Origin of the sequence: Sphingobacterium sp. G1-14 (assembly GCF_002196555.1) — a bacterium.
Taxonomy (GTDB): domain Bacteria; phylum Bacteroidota; class Bacteroidia; order Sphingobacteriales; family Sphingobacteriaceae; genus Sphingobacterium; species Sphingobacterium siyangense.
The window spans coordinates 2,153,172-2,174,629 of sequence record NZ_CP021381.1; the positions used below are offsets into that span (position 1 = coordinate 2,153,172).

The 21,458-nt window shown below is 41.4% G+C and carries 17 protein-coding genes; 10 read left to right on the top strand and 7 right to left on the bottom strand.

Annotated features, from left to right (window positions below):
• Positions 1-11: 11 nt before the first annotated feature.
• The gene (locus CBM24_RS08975; RefSeq protein ID WP_088160943.1) at positions 12-1,523 is read left to right on the top strand and encodes a SusD/RagB family nutrient-binding outer membrane lipoprotein; all 1,512 of its coding nucleotides are present in this window, start codon (positions 12-14) and stop codon (positions 1,521-1,523) included.
• A gap of 441 nt (positions 1,524-1,964) precedes the next feature.
• On the opposite strand, the gene CBM24_RS08980 is transcribed toward CBM24_RS08975, so the two are convergent.
• The 5 genes from CBM24_RS08980 to CBM24_RS09000 form a co-directional block, all read right to left on the bottom strand.
• A complete protein-coding gene (locus CBM24_RS08980; RefSeq protein ID WP_157698413.1) occupies positions 1,965-2,945 on the bottom strand; it encodes an IS3 family transposase in 981 nt (326 codons plus the stop codon).
• Entirely contained in the window at positions 2,942-3,319 is a 378-nt protein-coding gene (locus CBM24_RS08985; protein WP_075993755.1) for a hypothetical protein, read from the bottom strand. The genes CBM24_RS08980 and CBM24_RS08985 overlap by 4 nt, the downstream gene beginning before the upstream one ends.
• 455 nt (positions 3,320-3,774) lie before the next feature.
• Positions 3,775-5,013: a beta-ketoacyl-ACP synthase II gene (gene fabF / locus CBM24_RS08990; protein WP_088160944.1), complete on the bottom strand. Its 1,239-nt coding sequence runs from the start codon at positions 5,011-5,013 to the stop codon at positions 3,775-3,777.
• A gap of 63 nt (positions 5,014-5,076) precedes the next feature.
• Entirely contained in the window at positions 5,077-5,670 is a 594-nt protein-coding gene (locus CBM24_RS08995; protein WP_088160945.1) for a TetR/AcrR family transcriptional regulator, read from the bottom strand.
• A gap of 84 nt (positions 5,671-5,754) precedes the next feature.
• Positions 5,755-6,339, bottom strand: coding sequence for a helix-turn-helix transcriptional regulator (locus CBM24_RS09000; RefSeq protein WP_198386071.1), 585 nt, complete (start codon positions 6,337-6,339; stop codon positions 5,755-5,757).
• Positions 6,340-6,568: 229 nt separating this feature from the next.
• Here CBM24_RS09000 and CBM24_RS09005 point away from each other — a divergent pair, with 229 nt between their 5' ends.
• From CBM24_RS09005 to CBM24_RS09025, 5 genes are all read left to right on the top strand, one after another.
• Positions 6,569-7,195, top strand: a complete 627-nt coding sequence (locus CBM24_RS09005; RefSeq protein ID WP_088160947.1) for a superoxide dismutase — start codon at positions 6,569-6,571, stop codon at positions 7,193-7,195.
• A 1-nt stretch (position 7,196) separates the two neighbouring features.
• The gene (locus CBM24_RS09010) at positions 7,197-7,694 is read left to right on the top strand and encodes a DUF2480 family protein (RefSeq protein WP_088160948.1); all 498 of its coding nucleotides are present in this window, start codon (positions 7,197-7,199) and stop codon (positions 7,692-7,694) included.
• Complete coding sequence (locus tag CBM24_RS09015) at positions 7,694-8,248, top strand: NADPH-dependent FMN reductase (RefSeq protein WP_088160949.1); 555 nt, start codon at positions 7,694-7,696, stop codon at positions 8,246-8,248. Before CBM24_RS09010 ends, CBM24_RS09015 begins: the two co-directional genes overlap by 1 nt.
• A 354-nt stretch (positions 8,249-8,602) precedes the next feature.
• Positions 8,603-10,570 carry a sensor histidine kinase gene (locus tag CBM24_RS09020; RefSeq protein WP_088160950.1) on the top strand — a complete coding sequence of 656 codons (1,968 nt, stop codon included), beginning with the start codon at positions 8,603-8,605 and terminating at the stop codon, positions 10,568-10,570.
• A 12-nt stretch (positions 10,571-10,582) separates the two neighbouring features.
• Entirely contained in the window at positions 10,583-11,209 is a 627-nt protein-coding gene (locus tag CBM24_RS09025; RefSeq protein ID WP_088160951.1) for a response regulator transcription factor, read from the top strand.
• 9 nt (positions 11,210-11,218) lie between these two features.
• On the opposite strand, the gene cydB is transcribed toward CBM24_RS09025, so the two are convergent.
• Both cydB and CBM24_RS09035 read right to left on the bottom strand, forming a co-directional pair.
• Positions 11,219-12,295 (bottom strand): cytochrome d ubiquinol oxidase subunit II, encoded by a 1,077-nt coding sequence (cydB, locus tag CBM24_RS09030; RefSeq protein ID WP_088160952.1) that lies wholly within the window; start codon positions 12,293-12,295, stop codon positions 11,219-11,221.
• Positions 12,296-12,301: 6 nt separating this feature from the next.
• Positions 12,302-13,639 carry a cytochrome ubiquinol oxidase subunit I gene (locus CBM24_RS09035; protein WP_088160953.1) on the bottom strand — a complete coding sequence of 446 codons (1,338 nt, stop codon included), beginning with the start codon at positions 13,637-13,639 and terminating at the stop codon, positions 12,302-12,304.
• Positions 13,640-13,865: 226 nt separating this feature from the next.
• On the opposite strand from CBM24_RS09035, the gene CBM24_RS09040 reads away from it, so the two are divergent.
• From CBM24_RS09040 to CBM24_RS09055, 4 genes are all read left to right on the top strand, one after another.
• Positions 13,866-14,852: a hypothetical protein gene (locus tag CBM24_RS09040; RefSeq protein ID WP_088160954.1), complete on the top strand. Its 987-nt coding sequence runs from the start codon at positions 13,866-13,868 to the stop codon at positions 14,850-14,852.
• Positions 14,853-15,290: 438 nt separating this feature from the next.
• A complete protein-coding gene (locus CBM24_RS09045) occupies positions 15,291-18,386 on the top strand; it encodes a SusC/RagA family TonB-linked outer membrane protein (RefSeq protein WP_088160955.1) in 3,096 nt (1,031 codons plus the stop codon).
• Between the two features lie 34 nt (positions 18,387-18,420).
• On the top strand, positions 18,421-20,031 hold the full coding sequence (locus CBM24_RS09050) for a RagB/SusD family nutrient uptake outer membrane protein (protein WP_198386072.1): 1,611 nt from the start codon (positions 18,421-18,423) through the stop codon (positions 20,029-20,031).
• Between the two features lie 73 nt (positions 20,032-20,104).
• Complete coding sequence (locus CBM24_RS09055; RefSeq protein WP_232475737.1) at positions 20,105-21,439, top strand: sulfatase-like hydrolase/transferase; 1,335 nt, start codon at positions 20,105-20,107, stop codon at positions 21,437-21,439.
• The last annotated feature ends 19 nt before the right edge of the window (positions 21,440-21,458 follow it).

The following is a 21,458-nucleotide window of genomic DNA, read 5'->3' on the forward strand; positions in this document are numbered from 1 at the left end:
ATTTTACACTTATGAATACTTTGATTAAAAAACTTAAATATACACCAATTCTAGCCGCCTTATTGGTGTCGGGATGTACTAAAAATTTTGAAAAAATTAATACCGATCCAGATGCATTGTCAGATGTCCCTCCGCAAAACATGTTAGTAAATGTCATGCGTTATGCCGGAGACCAATTTGGTGGTGACGTTGACGGGTATGGTACATTTGCAGGTTATATTGTTAAAATTCAATATCCAGACAATTTGGGGGGATTAATTCCTTCGAATAATACCTATGGTAATCGCTGGGCTGCTTGTTACTACAATATCACTCAGATGAAGGATTTATTGAAGAAAACAGATGGTGCAGCAGAGAGTTACAAAAATATTCGGATTGTTGCCAGGATATGGAATAATTATATGTGGTCTTATTTATTGGATGGTTGGGGAGATATTCCTTACTCAGAAGCATTTCAAGGGCGTCCAGAGGACGGCTCCATCTTGAAAGCTAAATATGATAAACAGGAAGATATTTTCCCTGCTGTATTGGCCGATCTTAAATCAATTGCGGATGAAATGGCGGCAGGGATAGGTACGGATGAAATGGGGGATTATGATGTGATCTATGGAAAAACCAATAGTGGAAGTGCGGATATAAAGGAGCAAATGTTAAGGTGGCAAAAATTCTGTAACGCGTTGCGCTTACGGATGGCAATGCGGATTTCTTCTGTTGCGCCTGCATTGGCAAAATCGACTATTGAGGAAATTGCCAAGAATAAAGAGAAATATCCTATTATTGAGACAAACGCAGAAAACTGCCAGATGTTTTTCCCTGGTACTTTACCCTATATGGAACCTTGGTATGAATCAGGTATCAACGGTAACCGGATCAATAATTGGGGAATGTTTGATATTTTTATTGATCATTTAATTGAGACCAAAGATCCAAGGATAGCTTCTATCGCCCGAAAAAATAATGAAGGCAAGTATGTTGGATTTGTAAATGGTTCATTGACAAATCCGTCTCCTTCAACCTCGATTTCTTGGATTGGCGATCATTATATCAATGATCCTGCTGGAGCGGTACCTTTCTATAGGGCTTGTGAAACGTATTACCTGTTAGCTGAAGCTGCTTTATCCGGATACAATGTTGGTATTTCCGCAAAAACGGCCTATGAAACAGGGGTTACACTGTCCATGCAAGATAATAATATCGCAACAGATGACATCGCGGCTTATCTCGCTGATGCAGGTAAATTTGATAATACTAAAGACCGTATTTACTGGGACATGTGGGTAGCTTTGTTTAAAGAAAATTTTGAAGCTTGGAACCTGTACAGAAGAACTGGTATACCTAGTACAAACTATCCTTCGAAAATTCAAAAATTCAAAAAAGTACACACCGATCAACCATGGCGTTTGCCGTATCCGAATAATGAGTATTTGTATAATACAGAGAATGTTAACGCGGCTGCAGCTGGAACTGTGGATTACAATTGGGGTAAGCGGTTATGGTGGGCTAAAGATAATGGCAAAGAATAGTTTCACATGTTTATTTTTACGCAGCGGGGTAACTTCGGTTATCCCGCTGTTTTTTTATGATTTCTTTCGATTCTACACCGGTTAGGGTTTGCATGAATAAGCGGATTAAGGCGAATAGAGGGTATTTAAAGGAATAGCCGAAGTTGGAAAATCTACAATGGGCTGGCTACAAGCTTCATTTAGTCATCAATGACAGGGGCGGGATTTTGAATGTTCTGATTATGGCATGGACGCAAGACCTCTGCTTCGCTATCGTTTCGTGTCTCCTCCGATACATCTCCGTATCAGAGTCTGGGTGTATCCGTGGTGAGTGCGACATGAGTCCGTGGTGAGTCCGAGTTATACTCGGAGATAAGACAGTAGCATGGCTGTTGTCTTATACTGAAATAGGTTTACATATACCGAACAGATTACTATATAGATTTTACATTCTATTTTTTTCTACTGGATATAGTTGTCATTGTCTGTTTTCTTACTATTATCAGTTGTCCGTTCCCTGACCACAGTTTCCCTGGTTTTACTGCGGAACTTTTTTGACTCAGCGTTACGTCTTTGAAACACTTTGGGAGTTTTTTGGTTCTGCCATTGCTGATGTGCCTGTTGGGGAGACATCATATTGCAGGACATATGTGGCCTAAAATGATTGTATATATTGACTGCCTTGACCAGCTGTGCAAGTGCCGTTTTGTAGTCTGGAAAGGTCTCAGCCATGCGATATTCGCTTTTTAGGATGCCATTTAGCCTTTCTGCCACGGCATTGTCGTATGGGCTTCCGGATTGTGTCATGCTTATTGCAATCCTATTTTCCTGCAATATAGTGACATAATTTGTACTGCAATACTGGATGCCGCGATCGGAGTGGTGGGTCAGATCGCTCTGTGGATACATTCTATGTGATATTGCCATCCTGAGCGCTGATATACAGGCCTGTGCTGTTGGTCTGTGGGTAAGTTTGTAGCCCACGATCTTTCGGGAATAGGCATCTGTGACCAGGCACAGGTAGATCCATTTGTCCCGGATGCGGATGTAGGTGATGTCACTTACCCATATCTGCTCGGGACGCAGGGCTTGCCTGCGTTGCACAAGGTCGGGCCACTTTTTGAAACGGTGGTCGGACTGGGTGGTGATGGCATACCTGCGTTTGCATTTGACCAAAAGGTCATTTTCGCGCAACAGTCTGAAGAAAGCGTCCCTTCCCAGTCCAACCATCGCACTACCCATTTCTTTGACCAATATGCTGCGGAGTTTAAGGGTACCCATGCGATGGGAGTCCTTCCGAATTTCACGTACCCGCGCCAGCACAAGCCCGCTGCGAACGGAGTATTCCTGTTCTCTGCCCATATATTTATAGTAGGATTGCCTTGTTCTGCCAAATAGTCCACAAAGTCTGGAGACCGAAACATTCTGGTAACACGACTTCATTTCTTGGACGATTTGGCCCCAGACTTTTTTACAAAATCAGCCCCATGGAGCTCCTCCGCTTTTTTGATCAACATCTCCAGGGCAGTAATTTTGAGGTTCGCTTGGAAGAGTTCATCCCTGAGATCCTGCTCATTTTTCACCCCAGTGTCTTCTGGCTCAACAGTCTGGGAAACTTCCAGCTCCAGATTGTTTTCCCACTGCTGGTACCATTTCATAAAATACCGCGGAGTGGCTTCCCCCGGAAGATTGTACTTCTGGGCAAGTTGCGAATAACTCAGCTTGCCCGCAAGGTATTCTCTGGAAACGAGGATCTTGAAGCTATCACTGTAAACTTGCTGTCCCCCTGATTTACGTTTTGTCATACGCTTTTTCATAATATTAAATTTAAGATTTTAATATTCGGTTTTTGTAAACCTTTTTCAGGAATGGACATGTCAGAAAACGCTCTTATCTGCTCCTAAGTACGAATAAGGCCCGAAAATGCCTCGAATGATCTTCGAAGAAGGGGTTAAATAGTAGATAAGACACGGACTCCGTTCTGAAAAATAACACCAGTGACACACTATTGAAGGTCCTCAACGGATTTATATCTGGTAATGAAGGTCCTCAACGGATTTATATCTGGTAAATGGATAAATGGGCCAAATAGTTTTGTCGTATCGGTTAAAAATAAAAAATCTAGTTTGCTGATAACAAGAGTTGAACAGGCATAAAAAAAGGTTTTCAAACGGGGAGAATGAAAACCTTAAATAACCAATTATAAACCTAAATTATGATAGTACAAAGATAGTGTGTTTATTACACTTTGTCAAGAATTATTTCAAAAAAATTAAATCTTTTTGAAAACGATACTCGAATTGTGCCCACCGAAACCAAAAGCATTGCTCATCGCAGTCTGAACGGGTTTCTCTATTGGCTTATTGATTACAATTTGAATCCCCTCGGGAATATCGGGATCGATATTTTCGATATTAATTGTTGCCGGAATTACATTATTGTTGATGGATTTTATGGCAATGATTGCTTCGATAGCGCCGGCTGCCCCAAGTAAATGTCCTGTCATTGATTTGGTGGAACTGACCCATAGATTATTTAGCTTTCCAAAAGCTCGTTGTACGGCTTTAAGTTCGGCAATATCTCCAACTGGCGTTGAAGTCGCGTGAAGATTTAAATAGTCGAGCGCACTGGTATTAATTTTAGCCTCCTCCAAAGCCAGAGACATGGCTTTTGCTGCCGCTATCCCTTCGGGATGGGGTGAGGTCATATGGTAAGCGTCTGCGGTCATCGAAGCTCCGACAAGCTCTGCGTAAATTTTTGCACCTCTTTGCTTGGCATGTTCGTATTCTTCCAAGATGAGTGCTCCGGCTCCCTCACCCATAACAAAACCATCACGATCCCGATCAAAGGGTCTGCTTGCTGTCTGTGGGCTATCATGCCGGCTCGACATGGCTTTCATGGCAGAAAAACCGCCAACTGAAGCCGGGGTAATGGGGGCTTCGGAACCGCCGCTTATAAAGACTTTGGCTTTGCCGAGCCGAATGTAATTAAAAGCGTCCATAAAGGCCGTATTGGATGTAGCGCAAGCCGATACGGTAGTGTAATTGATTCCTTTTAAACCATACTTCATTGAAATCATGCCTGAAGCCATATTGACGATAAGTCTAGGAACAAAGAAAGGGCTAAATCTTGGTTTGTAATCTCCTGTCACGTAGCCTTCTACTTCTTTTTCGAAAGTTTCCATGCCGCCCTGGCCAACACCCCAGATGACACCGATATCAAATGGATCCATGGCATCGAGATCTAGTCCCGAATCTTCCATTGCCTGCGCTGCACTGTATAAAGCATATTGCGTAAAGAGATCACTCCTTTTAATCTCATTTCTATCTAAGTATTTTTCAGGTTGAAAGTGTTTAATTTCACTTGCAATCTGTGTTCGAAACAACGAAGCATCAAAACGGCTAATAAGCGTTGTGTGGTTTTCGCCTCGCAAAATGTTATCCCAAAATATGTCTATGTTTTCTCCCAGCGGGTTAATTGTTCCCATGCCAGTTATTACAACTCTTTTCATCTCTTTTTATTTTAATATAAACTTATAAATATACCAATTGGTATTTGTTTTTGTAAAAAAAAATTAAGCCTTAATCTCCCGATCCACCATTTCCTTCATTTTATCCAATACAATGGCAAGATCTTTTCCTCGTCCGGAAATCTTGGAAAGCAAGATTCCGCCTTCGACCATCGCCATAAAGGTGATGGCATAATTTTCAGCAGAAATATGCTGTTTAAATTCACCGCTGGCAACTCCTTCTTCAAGAATTAGAATTAGCCGCTGTCTCCAAAGGTCAAAGGAACGTCTGACTTTGGGGGTTAAAAAAGATAGCGAATCATCGGCCTCCACGGCCGCATTCATCATGGGACAACCTCCTGAAGCTGCGATATTTTTGAAATTGTCCTTGTAGAAATCTAGAAAAGACAAAAGCTTCTTTAGCGATGTTTTTTGCTGTGTAATCTGCTGATTAACAGCTTCTGAAATTTTTCTACTCTGATAGGTATAGACATGGGTAGCCAGGTCATCCTTGTCCTTGAAATTACCGTAGATACTTCCTTTTGTTAAACCTGTCGCTGTCGTAATGTCCGAGAGTGAAGTTGCAAAGTAGCCTTTTTTATTAAAGATGGGCGCAGTCTTTTCAATGATATATTGTCGTGTCTGTTCTGCTTTTGACATGTAATTCCTGTTCTTTTAATGCAAATATAAAAAATACTTTTTGGTATATTAATAATTTGTGCAGGAATGCCTTAGAAATTGGTTTTATTTCGCCTTTGAAATACGATAGGTACAGCGGGGGGCATTTTCGATGATGTATTCTGTTCTGCAGATACGATATGCCGGACCGATGAGTTGCTGAAAATTATTCAGTTCTGAACGGCAGAATCCCTGACATTCGGTTGCTGCTGCACATATGGGGCAATGATTTTCAATGAGCAGATAATCGTCAGCCTCTTTTTTCCATTCTGCCATATAACCTTCTTCCGTTCTTTTTGCGGCAATAACTTCAAGTTTTTTTTCGATGGATTCAATATCCGAAAGCGCGTCAGTATATTTTTGATATACTTTAGACTCCCGATCACTGATAAGTAGATCCAAAGCATTCTCGCCGAGCACTTGTTTAATCGACTGCAGCAATTGTACTGTAATGTCGGCGTGACTATCTGGAAATCGTGCCATGCCCTGCGGTGACAGACTGTAATAAGTCGAAGGGCGGCCTATACCTTCGCTCCTGGCATTGGAGACAATTAGGTTTTGATTCGCGAGGTTCAATAAATGTTTACGGGCCCCTTCTTTTGTTATAGCCAACTCTGTTGCAATCAAAGCTGCAGTGGCTTCTCGGCGCATTTTTAATAACATTAATATTCGATCAGCTGGATTCTTCTGCATTTGACAATAAAAAAGTTGTTTTATATAACATCAGCAAAGGTAGTGTTTTTATTTTTTGTTCTAAAATGTGTTTCAAACACAGGTTTATCCTTTTTGATTTATTTTTATGACTTTAATAAAACAACTAATTAGTTGTTTTATTAAGTTTGATTCTCTAGTTTTGACTTATCATAAAAACAATAAAACTATGCACAAATTTCAATTACCCCAGTTAGGATATGCCTATGCGGCACTTGAACCATATTTTGATCGCGAGACCATGACGATTCATCATCAAAAGCATCATCAAGCTTATGTTGACAATCTAAATAAGGCATTGGAAGGAACAGCAGGCGAAGCTAACGATCTATTGGATATATTAACAAGCGTAAGTAAATATAGCCCAGCAGTCCGCAATAACGGTGGCGGTCACTTTAACCATACGCTATTTTGGGAAATTTTATCGCCCAATCCAAAAACGGTACCCACTGGGAAGTTAGCCGATGAGATAAACGCCGCCTTTGGTTCTTTGGAAGAACTCAAAGCCAAGATCAAAAATGCGGGACTTGGGCAGTTTGGTTCGGGCTGGTCTTGGCTCTATGTAAAACATTCTGGCGCCTTAGCTATCGTAGCTACTCCCAATCAGGATAATCCGCTGATGGATACACAATCGATCGGCAGAGGTTTCCCTATTTTGGGGGTCGATGTTTGGGAGCATGCTTATTATTTGAAATATCAAAATAAAAGAGCCGATTATTTGGATGCATTTTGGTCGCTTTTGGATTGGTCTATTGTTGAACAAAAATACGATGCTGTGATTGCAGGCTTGGTTTGATATGTTTATAAATAAAGTTGAAAACACGGGTATATTGGCTTTAGATCTAATTGATTTTAAGACCAATCTTGCTATCCTAAGTTTTGACATCAAAACATTGTTGTATCAGGAAGCAATCGTTAAAGAAAAAGAATTCAGAGAAGCTTTGGCGGCGGTGGACTGGTCTGCTTTTCGAAATAAGGCGGTTGCCATTAGCTGTTCTGTGGACGCAATTATCCCGCCTTGGGTCTATATGGCCCTGGCGGAAAAACTTCATCCTGTTGCAGCGTATTACGATTTTAAGGCGATGGAGGATTTGGAAATAGACCTATGGATGCAGGCTTTACAAGCGATAGATTTGTCGAATTTTCAGCAGCAAAAAGTTGTCATAAGGGCCCGCCCTAATATTCCGGCGTCACTTTATATGTTAGCGACAGAACGATTGATTCCTATTGTCCAGACGTTGATGTATGGTGAGGTTGGTATGCCAAAAGTTATTTTTAAAAAAGGGAAAGTATAATGAAAGCATTAATATTCAATGGCGCCTTGGAAAGAAGGCAAGAATCTACATCGGGAAAATTGTCACACTATTTTTCCGACCAACTGAACCAAAGGGGGGTTGAAAATACTATTTTTAATTTGGCTGATAGCGGAATACCCTTATTTGATTTGAGTCTCAATCGGGTACCCAATGCTGTTAAGATTATGAATACCTTGTTTCTTGAGGCAGATATACATTTTTGGTTGTCTCCGCTTTATCATGGAAGTATTCCCGGTGTCATGAAAAACTGTTTGGATTGGCTTGAAGTCAGCGCTAAAAATAAACCGGCTTACCTGACGGATAAACATATCGGACTGGTTTGTTGGGCCGATGGTGTGCATGCACTACAGGGCATTAATGCAATGGATGCTATCGCGAAGTCGCTCCGCGCCTGGACATTGCCCTTTAGTGTGCCCATCATGAAATCTGCGCTTTTTGAGTCCGACGATCCAAATGTGCTGTCTTCGGCTTACCAGTGTAAGCTGGACTTGCTGATCGATATTGCTACGAAAAAGAATAGCGAATCTCGTTGATAAAAAAGCCTCTCGATAATTCGAGAGGCTTTTTTATCAACGAGAGATGTTTTAGCCTATATTTAAATAGATTAGCCAAACTCTATATGGAAAATTAATTTCAAAAAAGTAGAAGAATATCTTTAGCAATTCATCGCGGAGATATATCTTTGTTTTTTGGACCCGCCATTTGATTACGCGGTTTTCCGACCTATATGTTCTATTGTCGACTTTGAAGAAGCCTCATCGACGGCAAATTTAGAGGTAGAGAGAAGTCTTTGACCACCATAAGACTTTCTTGTCACATATTATGAAACCATTGGCTGAAAAGGCCCCATTTAGTTTAATTGTTTAAATGATTAAGATATTGGATTAATGATGTTTCAGTTGAAAGAGTTAACGAAGATAATTGCCTTTTTTATAGTATACTTTACTGTACACGCTGTAGCTGCACAGAGTTGTTTGCCATTGGATGAAAATAAATATCGATCTGATGCGGAAAAGTTATTGCTATCGAGTTCGGAGGACAGTGTGAAAGCAATGCAGCATTTTTATTTGGCAGATTACTATAGATTTAGAGATACGACCAAATTTTGGGATCATATGCGACAGGGGGAGCGGCTAGCCAAACCGTTCCGGAGCTTACAGGCGATGGGGGCACTTTACAAAAGCTTTTATTATGGGCAATTTCTGGATAGTAAAAATGCAGGAGTTGAAGCCCAACGATGTGTAGACCTCCTTGGAAATGCGCAAAAGCCTTTTCAGCAGGGGCTTTTGGCCAAAGCTTGGTATAATCTGGGCTTAATTCGATTTCCTAAAAAAGGATTTGCTGATTTTCTGGATATTCTTAACGGGAAGTGCTTGCCTTATGCGAAAGCACATGATCCCATCATGGAAGGTAGTATAAATACGATGATCGGAATGACGTTTATGTCGTCCAATCAGCTTGCAAAAGCTGATGAATACCATCAATTGGCCATAAAACAGCTCGAGCAGCAAACGCCGAGTGCCGCACTTGTGGTGGCTTATCTCAATACAGTCAGTAATTATTGCTATCAGGTGAAATCCAAAGAAGCAAGAGTACTGTTGGACAAGGTCAAACAGCTCCTGAACGAATACCCGAATTCTTCCCAATTACCCAACTACTATTACAATGAAGCGCTTTATTTTACCACAAAGCAACAGACTGATGAAGCCCTTCGCCTGTTGGATATCGGTTTGGATTGGTCGGTGAAAATGAACAATTGGAAATTATTCCAGATGATGCGGTTCAGAAAGTTTAATGTGTATCTCTTACAGAAAAAGTATGCTGATGCTAAACTGCAGTTGGAGGAAATCGTGAAAAATGGATTATTAACGCGAGATCTTTACAACAGTAAAATTGTGTACAGTCAACTGGCGGGTGTGAATGAGCTTATGGGTAATTATCAGGATGCGCTGAAGATGTCCAATATGGCAAATAAACTATCCGATAGCATTCAGAAGGTCCAATTGCTGGAAAAAATGAATGAGATGGAGACGAAATATAAGACCGTTGAAAAAGAAAAAGAAATTTTGAATCTACGCGCAGAAAAGGACCGTAACCAATTTCGGATTTTTCTCGTTTTGGGTATTGCCGTTTTGCTTTTTTGTATTGTGCTTTTTGTTGCTTTTTTCTATCGAAAACAACGGAAGCTCAATACACAGATTCAGCTCAACCACGAAATTGTGTTGGACAAATTGGAAAAGGAAAAACAGCTACAAATTTCGGAATCTATGCTCAAGGGGGAGCAGCAGGAGCGTCAGCGTATAGCCCAAGATCTGCACGATAGCATAGGAGGTATGTTAACAGGTTTAAAATTTAAGATTGCCGGCGATGTAGCAAAGGGTACGCTCTTGACTGATGAAGTGCCGCAGAAGTTGAACGACATCTTAGGCGAAGTAAGGCGGATATCCCATAATCTAATGCCCGAATCGTTGCGTCAGTTTGGATTGATAGCAGCATTGGAGCAATTGTGTCTGGCAATGAAAAATAGTCATGTTTCGATCCAATTTGAAAACTATGAACCTGAATTGAATGTGGATTTTCAAAAAGGATTGGCCATATATCGAATTGTTCAAGAGGCTATTTCAAATGCATTAAAGTATGCAAACGCAGATGTAATTATCGTTCAGGTAAGTAAATCGGACGAAGTACTGCATATCCTCGTTGAGGATAATGGCAAAGGCTTTGATTCCGCTGTGTTAAATTATGGATTGGGTTTAAATAATATGGTCAATAGAGTGAAATGGATCAATGGATCAATTGATATTCAGAGTAAGCTTGGATCCGGAACTCAAATCGAAATTGGTGTAACTGTTTAAATAGGCTGAGTCATGAAGATAATTGCAGTGTTAGACGATCATCCTTTATTGTTGGAAGGTGTTGCCTCTTTTCTCAATAATCAGGATGGGTATCTTGTATATCCCTTTTTGGAAGAAATTACGTTAATTGAATTTTTAAAGGTCACGAAAGCGGATCTCCTACTTATGGATATGCAGCTGTTGAAGACAAATGGAGTGGATGTCTGTACTCAGGTGAGGAAACTGTTTCCTATGATTCCTATTGTTGCATTGAGTAATTTGGCCGATGGCAACCTTATTGTTCAGTTTATGCAGGCAGGTGGAAATGGCTATATCTTAAAGGATGTTAGCAACGAAGAATTCCTGGGCTGTGTACAGCTCGGATTGGACGGCAAAGAAGCAATTTGTGATCGGGCAAAAGAACTTTATCGTGGCGCAATTTCTACCATCAGCAGTCTACCTAGGCTTACACAGCGTGAAAAAGAGATTTTGACGTTGATCTCCAATGGACTTACTACAAACCAGATTGCCGAGCGTTTATTTTTAAGTCCAGTTACCGTGGAAACGCATCGGCGCAATCTCCTAACTAAATTTAAAGTTAAAAATATGATTGAACTTGTACAGCTTGCGATGAAACATAAGTTGTTGGGACTCGAATAGAGACCGCCCTTAGTGTTCACCGTAACCGACGTCATCAAGCTTACCTTTGAATACCCTAAATTGGATAATAAAATAGGCAACTACCAGAATTGCTGCAAACATAAACCAGCCTAAACCTACTGAAAGACCATATTCATGTGCTGCAGCATTTTGAATCGTCAAGGAAGGATTTACGTCATTCGTTGAAGGCAATAATATAGGGAACATGGAAGCAACGGTCGTGGCAAAGCTCCCCAGTATAAACAGGGAAGAAAATAGGAAGCCAATACCATCTTTCTTAAAGGTTTTGATCCAAAATTGTCCAAGTAATCCAACGGCAGCAATCAAAGGAAATATCCACAGCCAATAATGATTTTGAAGATTGTTTAAGGAAATGGGTTTCACATAATGCCATACATAGGCCGATAGTAGGACGAGAATAAGCAAGACAAAGTTGAGTTTAAAAACAATATCCTTTAATCTGGTATTTAGTGTGCTGGATGTTTTCAGAATGACCCAGCCTGCACCGTGGATTGTTAATGTAACGACGGCAACTAAACCTAATATGATGGTGAACCAGTCTATAATGCCTTGATGTTGGGCTAATGGGTCAAATGTCGGATTCCAAAGCGCTAAAAAGAAATAATGTGGCTCTTGGGTCGATACACCATTTTCTACCATACCTAGGTTTACTCCGCGAACGACATTGCCTAGGGCGGCGCCAAAGAAAAGTGCCAGCAACAGGCTTGCTAGACCAAAAGCTTTATCCCATAAAGCCTCCCAAAGACGATGATGAACCTGCCCTCTGAGTTCAAGACTTATCGCTCTAAAAATAAGCAGCCATAATACAAGCATGAGCGGCAAGTAAAATCCACTGAAAGAGGAGGCATAAAGTGTTGGGAAAGCAAAGAATAGGACACCGCCCGAAGCGATGAGCCAGACTTCATTGGCATCCCAAAACGGCCCAATAGCGTTAGTAACAGCTTTTTTCTCCTGTTCGGTTTTAGCAAAGAATAGATGGACGATTCCCGCCCCAAAATCGTACCCATCGAGTACGATATAAATTCCCAGCATGAAAGTTAATACGATAAACCAGAATATTTCCATAGCTAATTAGGTTAATGCAACTGTCGTTTCAGGGCCTTTTCTAATGATCTTCAAGACCAGCATCAGAAATAACAAACCCAAAAGAATGTATAAACCGACGAAGCCGAGAAAGGTAAATAATGTATTTCCAGAAGATACAGTAGGGGATACACCGTCTACCATGCGCATGAGATTATAAACTAGCCAAGGTTGTCGTCCCAGTTCCGCCGTATACCAGCCTGCAGTATTCGCGATGTAGGGGAAAGGAATCATAAACATAATGATCCACAACAACCATTTCGTTTGATACAGCCTGTTCCGCCAAAGCAGTAGTGCTCCAAGGACCATAATGCCAATGAATATGGTACCCAAACCTACCATGATGTGATAACTGTAATACAGTCCGGGCACGTTCGTTGGATGTAAAGATTGGTCAAATTCATTTAATCCTTTAATTTCTGCATCCCAACGCTGGTAGGTCAGGAAGCTCAATACATTCGGTACGGCTATCTTATTGTCCAATTTTTTGTTTTCCATGTCCGGTTGACCGATTAGAATAATCTCCGATCCGCCTTTCTCAGTTTTGAAAATTCCCTCCATGCCAGCAAAGGCTGCGGGTTGATATTTGACTACGTTTTTGGCTGCAAGGTCTCCTGTAGGAAACGCCAGCATAACGGAGGAAATAGCGCCAAAAATAACGCCGCTTTTAACGAATATCTTTCCAAACTTACTATGCTTGTCACTTAACAAATAGAAGGCTCCAATAGAAGCAACGAAAAACGAGCTGGTCACCAATGAAGCGGCTTGATTATGTAGATAAGATGGCCATAACCATGGATTACTGAATAATGCACTAAAATTGTTCAGTACAAATTTGCCATTTTCAAGAATCTCATACCCAACAGGATGCTGCATCCAGGAATGCGTGGCGATAATCAGGAAACCACTGGCCCAAGATCCAATAAAGACCATGAGTCCGGATAAAAAATGGAGCTTATGCCCCAGCAACTTTTCTCCAAAAAGAAACATCCCCAGAAAGGAAGACTCCAGGAAAAAGGAAAACATACCTTCCATGGCTAAGGTCTGTCCGATAATACCACCCGTAAGTTCAGAAAATTTGGCCCAGTTGGTACCAAACTGAAATTCCATGGGAATGCCTGTTACAACGCCCATGGTGAAATTAAGCGCAAAGATTTTCATCCAAAACTTGGAAGCATGGTTGTAGTCTTCATTTTTTGTTTGCAGAAATTTCCATTTGAAATAGACGATCATTAAGGATAAACCCATGGTCAATTGAGGGAATAAATAATGGAATGTAATTGTAAATGCGAACTGAAGTCGATTATAGAGAATCATATCTTCCATGTAGCCGAAGTTTTGGTTAAAAGACAGTTAAATATAGCCATTTTATTTGCGTATATATCCATGAAACTGTTTTATTTTTTGATAAAATAACTGGTTTTTTATTGTTTTCTGTCCTAAGTGTAAAATCTGAAAATCAAAACAGGGCATCCGCCGCTGTAATCTCTTTTTTATCTTATCTTCGTCCGAATTTAAGATAACGGTGGAAGGGTAGAAGAGCATTAGGGAAATGAAGAAAGTGCTAATTTTGATGGGTGTTTTATTGATCCCTATACTTTTTATTATACTAAATAATACGGGCCGGGGAACAGTCGCTAAAGATAATATTGTGTTTCGGGATAAATTATCTGATTACAATTTATTCAAGGGCAAAATTGCTGATCTTGTTCCAAATGACCAGGGGGTCTCTTATGAATTAGCTTCGGCCCTATTTACAGACTATACCGATAAAAAGCGTGTCATCTTTCTTCCTAAGGGAGGAAAAATGATCGCCACAGACGATGGTTTGCCCAGCTTCCCCGATGGTACCATCATTGCCAAAACTTTTTTTTATCCCCCGAGAGATGCGGTAGGGGACTCGAGACAGTGGCTGCTTGAAACGCGGCTTTTGATTCATAAAGACGGACAGTGGAACGCAGCTACCTATCAATGGAATGCGGCCCAAGATGAAGCTTTTCTGTTGATGGACAGTGCTTCCGTGCATGTCTCCTTTTTGGACAACAAAGGTGTCGAGCGACAAACAAATTATATTATTCCTTCCCGAAAGGATTGTATGGCATGCCATCGACAAGGAAATCATTTGCTCCCGATAGGTCCGAAGATCAGAAATCTAAACCGGATAATCGTTCACGATGGTGACAGTATCCAGCAATTGGTCCGGTTGACTCAGATGGAGGCTCTCGATCTGAAATCGTTCAAAGTTTCCAATAGTTTGCCCGGTTATGAGGATATTGGTCAATCGACTGCAAATCGTGCCCGAGCTTATCTCGAGATCAATTGCGCCCATTGTCACAACCCTAAAGGAACGGCTTATATGACCATGCTGGATCTGAGGTATGAAAGCCCGTTGAATGAAACTGGGATTTGGTTAAAACAAGCTAAGATTATTGGACGGATGTCTACATTGGGAGAGATACATATGCCTCAAAAGGGGACTACTGTACTTCATGATGAAGGAATACTGCTGATTAAAACCTATTTAGAAACACTACAATAGAATCTTCTTGCTTATCCCTAATCGACAATCTTTTAAGCCTGCCAGCTCGCTTTTATAGCCCCGCTGCATATCCTATTTATTTCTTTTAATAAAATCTATAGAATTAGTAGATTATATTAAAATTACTTCTATATTTGTGAGAAGATAACAGGTCGCGAATGAAAACATGTATTAATTTCAGGGCGGCGAATTAACACATTATTATGGAACATATCAATATTAGTAAAAGCACATTTTTCGTAAGTATTACTGCAAAGTCTTTGAAGGCTAAATCCCCAGATGTAAGAAAGATGCGAATGTGCCATATAGGATAATTTCCCTTATCTTTTCTCAAACTGACAGCAGGGGAGGCGCTCGCTTCCCCCCATGTCTTCAAAATAAAAACAAGTTTTCGATTGGCGTTGGCACTTGTTCGTATTCACCATTAACACTTTATCTATGAAAAATCTTAGGGTACTCCGGTATTCTACCTTGTCGCTATGTTTACTATTATCTGGCGTTGGGCATCAGGTATATGCGCAAACAGATGTCAGACCGATTATCAATGCATCCTTATCGGGATATGTATATGATAGCCAGCTTAAACGACCTCTTGAAGGCGTAACCATTCAACTCGAAGCCGTAACTCACGTTGTTACAACAGATCAAAAAGGTTTTTTTCAAATTGTAACGGGACAGAAATTACCCTTTTCGATTACACTCTCGCGCATTGGTTACAAAAAAAAGACCGTGTTAGTTTCCGAATCTCCCACGAAAATTGAATTGGATCCAGTTACACAGGACCTTGATGAAGTGGTCGTTGTTGGCTATGGAACGCAGAAAAAAATCTCGTTGACCAATTCAGTCGCCAGTATTGATGGTGATAAACTGACGAAAAGACCGGTTTCTAATACGCAGCAAGCTTTACAGGGCCTATTGCCGGGGGTAACTGTGCAAGACCTTGGTGGAAAACCAGGACAATCAGCTGCCAATATTCGAATCAGAGGATTGACTACATTTAATACCAATTCGAGCAGCACCAGTGGATATGATCTCAGCAAGAATAATGCTTTGGTCATCGTGGATGGAATTGAACAACCCTGGTCCAAGTTAAACCCCAATGATATTGCCTCAATTTCAGTCCTAAAGGATGCGGCTTCCACGGCGATATATGGATCACGCGCGACCAACGGTGTAATTATTGTAACCACCAAAAGTGCAAAATCTGGACATGTTGTGATTGATTATAATGGCTATTACGCTTTACAGAAATCAATTAATAAGCCCAAGCAGATGGATGCCGTATCCTACCTTCAATTGCAACAGGACGCCTACCGTAATGCGGGACTGGCGGTACCAGCGCGATTTAGTGACGAATCCATTACGGCCTACCAAACGGCAACTGATCGTGAAAAATATCCTTTACCGAATACATGGTTTGACACGCTGTTGAAAACAGCTCCTCAACAAGATCATGCCTTGTCATTCGCTGGTGGAAATGAGATCCTGCGCTCCAGATTGGCCGTTCGTTATAACAAGCAGGATGGTATTATTGAGCATTATGGTGCTGAATTGGCGGATATCCGGCTAAACAACGATTACAAAGCAACCTCTTGGCTTAATTTTACGGGAAGTATAAACTACCGATATAGCAAAGCCGCCGAGCCCGGACGTGATCCGATCAATAACTTTCTCCATGGCTCGATGTGGGTGGTGCCTAAATATGATGATGGTACCTACGGATTAAGTACGCAAGGAAATAATCCTTTAATGTTGATTGAAAAAAGTGGTTTTAAAAAGGTAAATGAAAACTACCTAAGCTCCATCGTTAAAACAGACATTCAATTAGTGAAAAATTTGTTGTTTACTTCCCAATTTGGTGTTAGGGTAAACTTCAACAACAGCAAAACCTTTTTGAACGCTTTTGACAATAAAGACCGAAATACAGGGATAGTAAAGAGTTTTCCGATCAATTCGTTAACCGAAATTCGTGATAATAGCAGCGAGTATACATGGAACAACCTGTTGACCTATCAGTTGACGACCGGGCCAAATCATATCAAGGCATTAGCTGGGTATTCACAGATTCACAATTACCAAAATTATCTTACGGCCTATCGCGAACGATTCTACAACAATGACATTACCTCTATTGGACAGGGGGCTGACGACGCTACAAAAAATAATAGCGGTTATGATGTGCAGTATGGCTTGCGTTCTTTTTTTGGTCGGATAAACTACGATTGGAAGGGCAAGTACCTGCTTGAAGTGAATGGCCGCTATGATGGTTCATCCCGTTTTACGGGAGATAAACAATACGGTTTTTTCCCTTCGGCATCAGCAGGATGGCTACTATCCAAGGAAGAGTTTTGGAAACCCATAGGGAATTGGTTGAACGAATTCAAGTTGCGTGCTTCCTGGGGAAAGACGGGAAACCAATCTGTCGACTTGTATAGTTATTATTCGGCCTTAATTGCAGCAGGATATGATTTTGGGGGTAAATCTGTACAGGGTTACCGGCTGGACAGTTATGCCAATCAGCAATTGGGTTGGGAGTCTACGACACAGTATGACTTGGGTTTGGATGCCGCTTTCCTAAACAATCGCTTGACGTTTACCTTGGATTATTATAACAAGGTTACCGACGATATTTTACTGAATCTGGATATTCCCGCCGTTTTGGGATTAAAACCTTCACCCCAAAATGCTGGTACGGTACTGAATCGTGGCTGGGAATTCAGTGCAAATTATCAGCAAAGACCAAGCGCTCCTGGGGCTTTTGCGTACCAATTAAATGCAAACTTTAGTATCAACCATAATGAAGTAACAGATCTAAAAGGTACAGGACCCTATATCGCAGGGTCGGATATTGACCCAAGGTATATCATTGCCAAAGGGCTCCCGATCAATACCCTTTGGGGATATAAGACCGACGGTATCTTTCAGTCTCCGGAGGAAATTAAAGCTTATGGTGCTACGTATGCCACCAATACGAAGCCCGGAGATGTGAAATATGTGGATTTGAATGGCGACGGTATAATCAATGCAAATGACATGGCCGCCATCGGGAATTCCTTTCCCAGATATACCTTCGGAATTAATGGGAGTTTCAATTTTAAAAATTTTGATCTTGATCTCCTTTTTCAAGGGGCAGCGAAAGTTGATACGCGATTGTCCGGTGCATTGGCGGAGATGGGAAATCAGGAAGGATTTACACATGAAATATTTACGGACAATTATTGGACACCGACACATACCGATGCACGCTTTCCGCGTGTGGTCAAATATGATTTGCGCAATGTCGCAACGTCGGACCGTTTAGTGGTCAATGGTTCTTATCTGCGTTTGAAAAATATACAGTTGGGGTATACAATACCCCTAAATGCAATCGGAAAGACAGCAATCAACAAACTACGGGTATACCTATCCGCGACAAATTTATGGACAATTTCAAAATTGAACGAATGGAATTTGGATCCCGAAGCGGAATCTGGTCGAGCAGTATATTATCCGCAAACTGGACTTTATACACTGGGTGTAAATTTGACCCTGTAGGGTGATTGTTACTATACTATTTAATTGAGGACTCATGAATTTTTACAAATATCTATGTCAAAAAGGAAACTGGATTTTCAGTTTCGGACTGTTTTCGCTTATGCTGATGGGCTGTGATAAGAATCTGTTGGATGCCGTACCAACTGATCGTCTGTCGGAGAATATATTTTGGAAAAGCCAAGCCGATGCGGAGCTTGCTGTAAATGCGCTCTACAATGATCTTGATGGAGCGGAAATCTTCTATTCAGATGCATTGACGGACATAGCGCATGTCAATCAGCCTTTCGCTGTGGATGCGTATATCGAGCTTGGTACTTATGACGCTTCAAGCTCCCGATTGTACAATACCTGGAGTAGTGCCTATAAAGGAATCGGTGCGGCCAATTACTTTTTGGCGAATGTTGGTAAAATCGAGGGCAGCCGGGATGAAGCACTAATCGCCAGATTTATCGGCGAGGCTCGTGTGTTAAGAGCCTATCAATATATCAAATTGGCCTATTTATTTGGCGGGGTACCTTTGGTAAAAGCGCCGCTGACCTTGGAAGAGGGAAGGGCGGTACAACGCGCCGACCTTAAAGAAATTTACGATTTTATTGACACCGAATTGGAACTGGCTGCGGCAAGTTTGCCTGAAAGCTACTCCAGTAACGATGTGGGGCGCATAACCCGTTGGGCCGCATTGGGCCTGAAAGCACGGTCAGATTTATACGCAGGGCGATTTGAAGCAGCAGCAAAAGCCGCAAAAACGATTATCGATAGCAAACGATTCGAGCTTTACCCCCTGTATGCAAATCTCTTTACGTATGCGGCTGAAAATAACAAAGAGGTGCTGTTGGATAAGCAATTTCTGGAAAATATATACACACAAAGTGTTTTTAACCTCTTAGCCCCCTATAGCCAGCAAAATGGGCAGAGTACCTATGTGCCTACCAAAGCCTTGACAGATAGTTACGAGACTTCAAGTGGGTTGGTTATTACGGATACCAATAGTGGTTATGATCCCAAAAATCCCTCTAAAAATCGCGACCCGCGGCTTGCTTTTTCAATTTTTTTGGATGGCGATCCGCTTCCCAATGGCGCTATTTTTCATCCTGCACCCAATAGTGGGACTGCTGATGCTGTGGGGAGTACTTATATTGCTTCCACAACAGGTTTCAATATAAAGAAATATATCGATAAAAAAGATTTGGCAAACCCCTCAAAAAGTGGGTTGAATATCATGCTACTGCGTTATGCCGAAATATTATTGACCTATGCGGAAGCAAAGATTGAGCTCGGCGAAATTGATGGAAGTGTTTACGATGCCATCAACCAAATTAGAAATTCACGAACTGATGTAAAACTTCCAATAATAAGTAATCAAGTAAATCAGGAACAACTTCGCCAGTTGGTTCGTCGCGAGCGTACAGTGGAACTGGCATTTGAGGGATTGCATCTCGCGGATATAAGACGATGGAAAACTGCTGAAAAGGTTGTTCCTGGTAAAGTGTATGGCATCACCTATCAAAATAACAACGGAGAGGCAGTTGTCGTTGAAGCGGCCTCTGAAAGCCGTGTTTTTGATGCGAAAAAGCATTATCTCTGGCCCATTCCACAACGGGAAATTAACCTCAATCCGAATCTAAAACAGAATCCAAATTGGTAAAAATTGTTATCTTGTGGCACGATTCCAATTAACTCATACAAATATGATGCGATACACTAAACTTATGACCTCTATGGCTTTATTTTTACTGGTGGCTTTTGCCAATGCCCAGCAAAAAAAGCCTAATATTATCTTGATTCTGACCGATGATCTTGGTTATAGCGACATTGGTTGTTATGGAAGTCCGAATATCTCAACCCCTTTTTTGGACTCGATCGCCAGTAAGGGCGTGAGAGCAACAAACTTTATGGTTTCTACGCCCTCCTGTACACCGTCAAGAGCGTCTTTATTAACCGGAAGATATGCTTCCCGTTATAATCTTCCCGCACCGATCGGTCCAGGATCCAATTTAGGTTTGCCTGACGATGAGGAAACGATTGCCGAATTATTAAAAAAGGTAGGCTATAGAACTGCGTTAATCGGGAAGTGGCATTTAGGGGATAAACAGACTTACCATCATCCTAATCAGCAAGGCTTCGATTCTTTTTATGGCATGCTGTATAGCCACGACTACCGCGATCCCTATGTAAAAACAGACTCTGTCATTAAGATCTTCAGGAATCGGAAACCCGAAGTCGTTGCGCCCGATGATTCGGACCTGAGCGCACTTTATCACAAAGAAACAGTGAAGTTTATAGAAGACCAAGATAAAGATCGTCCATTCTTTTTATACTATGCGCATAATTTCCCGCATCTTCCTTTGGCATTTGCCAATAAAAAGAACCGATTTGCAGATCAGCAAAATGCAGGCCCACTTGGTGCGGTGATGCAGGAGTTGGATCATAATTTTTCGGAGCTCTGGAAAGCGGTTGAGCGAAAAGGCCTGGCCGATAATACCATTTTGATTTTTTCAAGTGATAATGGGCCTTGGATATCTTATCCATCGCGGATGTCTGATGATCATGCCACAAAAAATTGGCATGTGGGTACCGCAGGTGTCTTCAAAGGTTCGAAAGCGGAAACAACAGAAGGTGGTGTCCGTGTGCCTTTCATTGTATATGGCAAAGGCTATGCGCAAGAAGGGAAAGTTATTCGGCAGGCAATAAGCAACTTGGATGTGTTGCCTACTATCGCCAAATGGACTGGTGCATCCTTGCCGAAGAAATCCATTGATGGCCAAGCGATCGATTCTTTGTTGAATGGGAAATCGGAAGATTTAAAAACAGCACACAGACCGATATTTTTGGTGAATTATGGACATGTTGAGGCTGTTCGGTCAGGCGACTGGAAGTATCGACGGATAGCAGGCGGAGTCAATCAGATTTCGGGCAAACCCTATGATGCTATTGAAGAATTACATAACATTGCCTGGGATCCGAGTGAAAGAACCAATATTTTAAAGGATTATCCAGAAAAAGCGGCGGAATTGCGCGTATTGTTTGAAAGCTTTGATGGGAATATGAAATAGGTAGGCGTAACGACAGCCT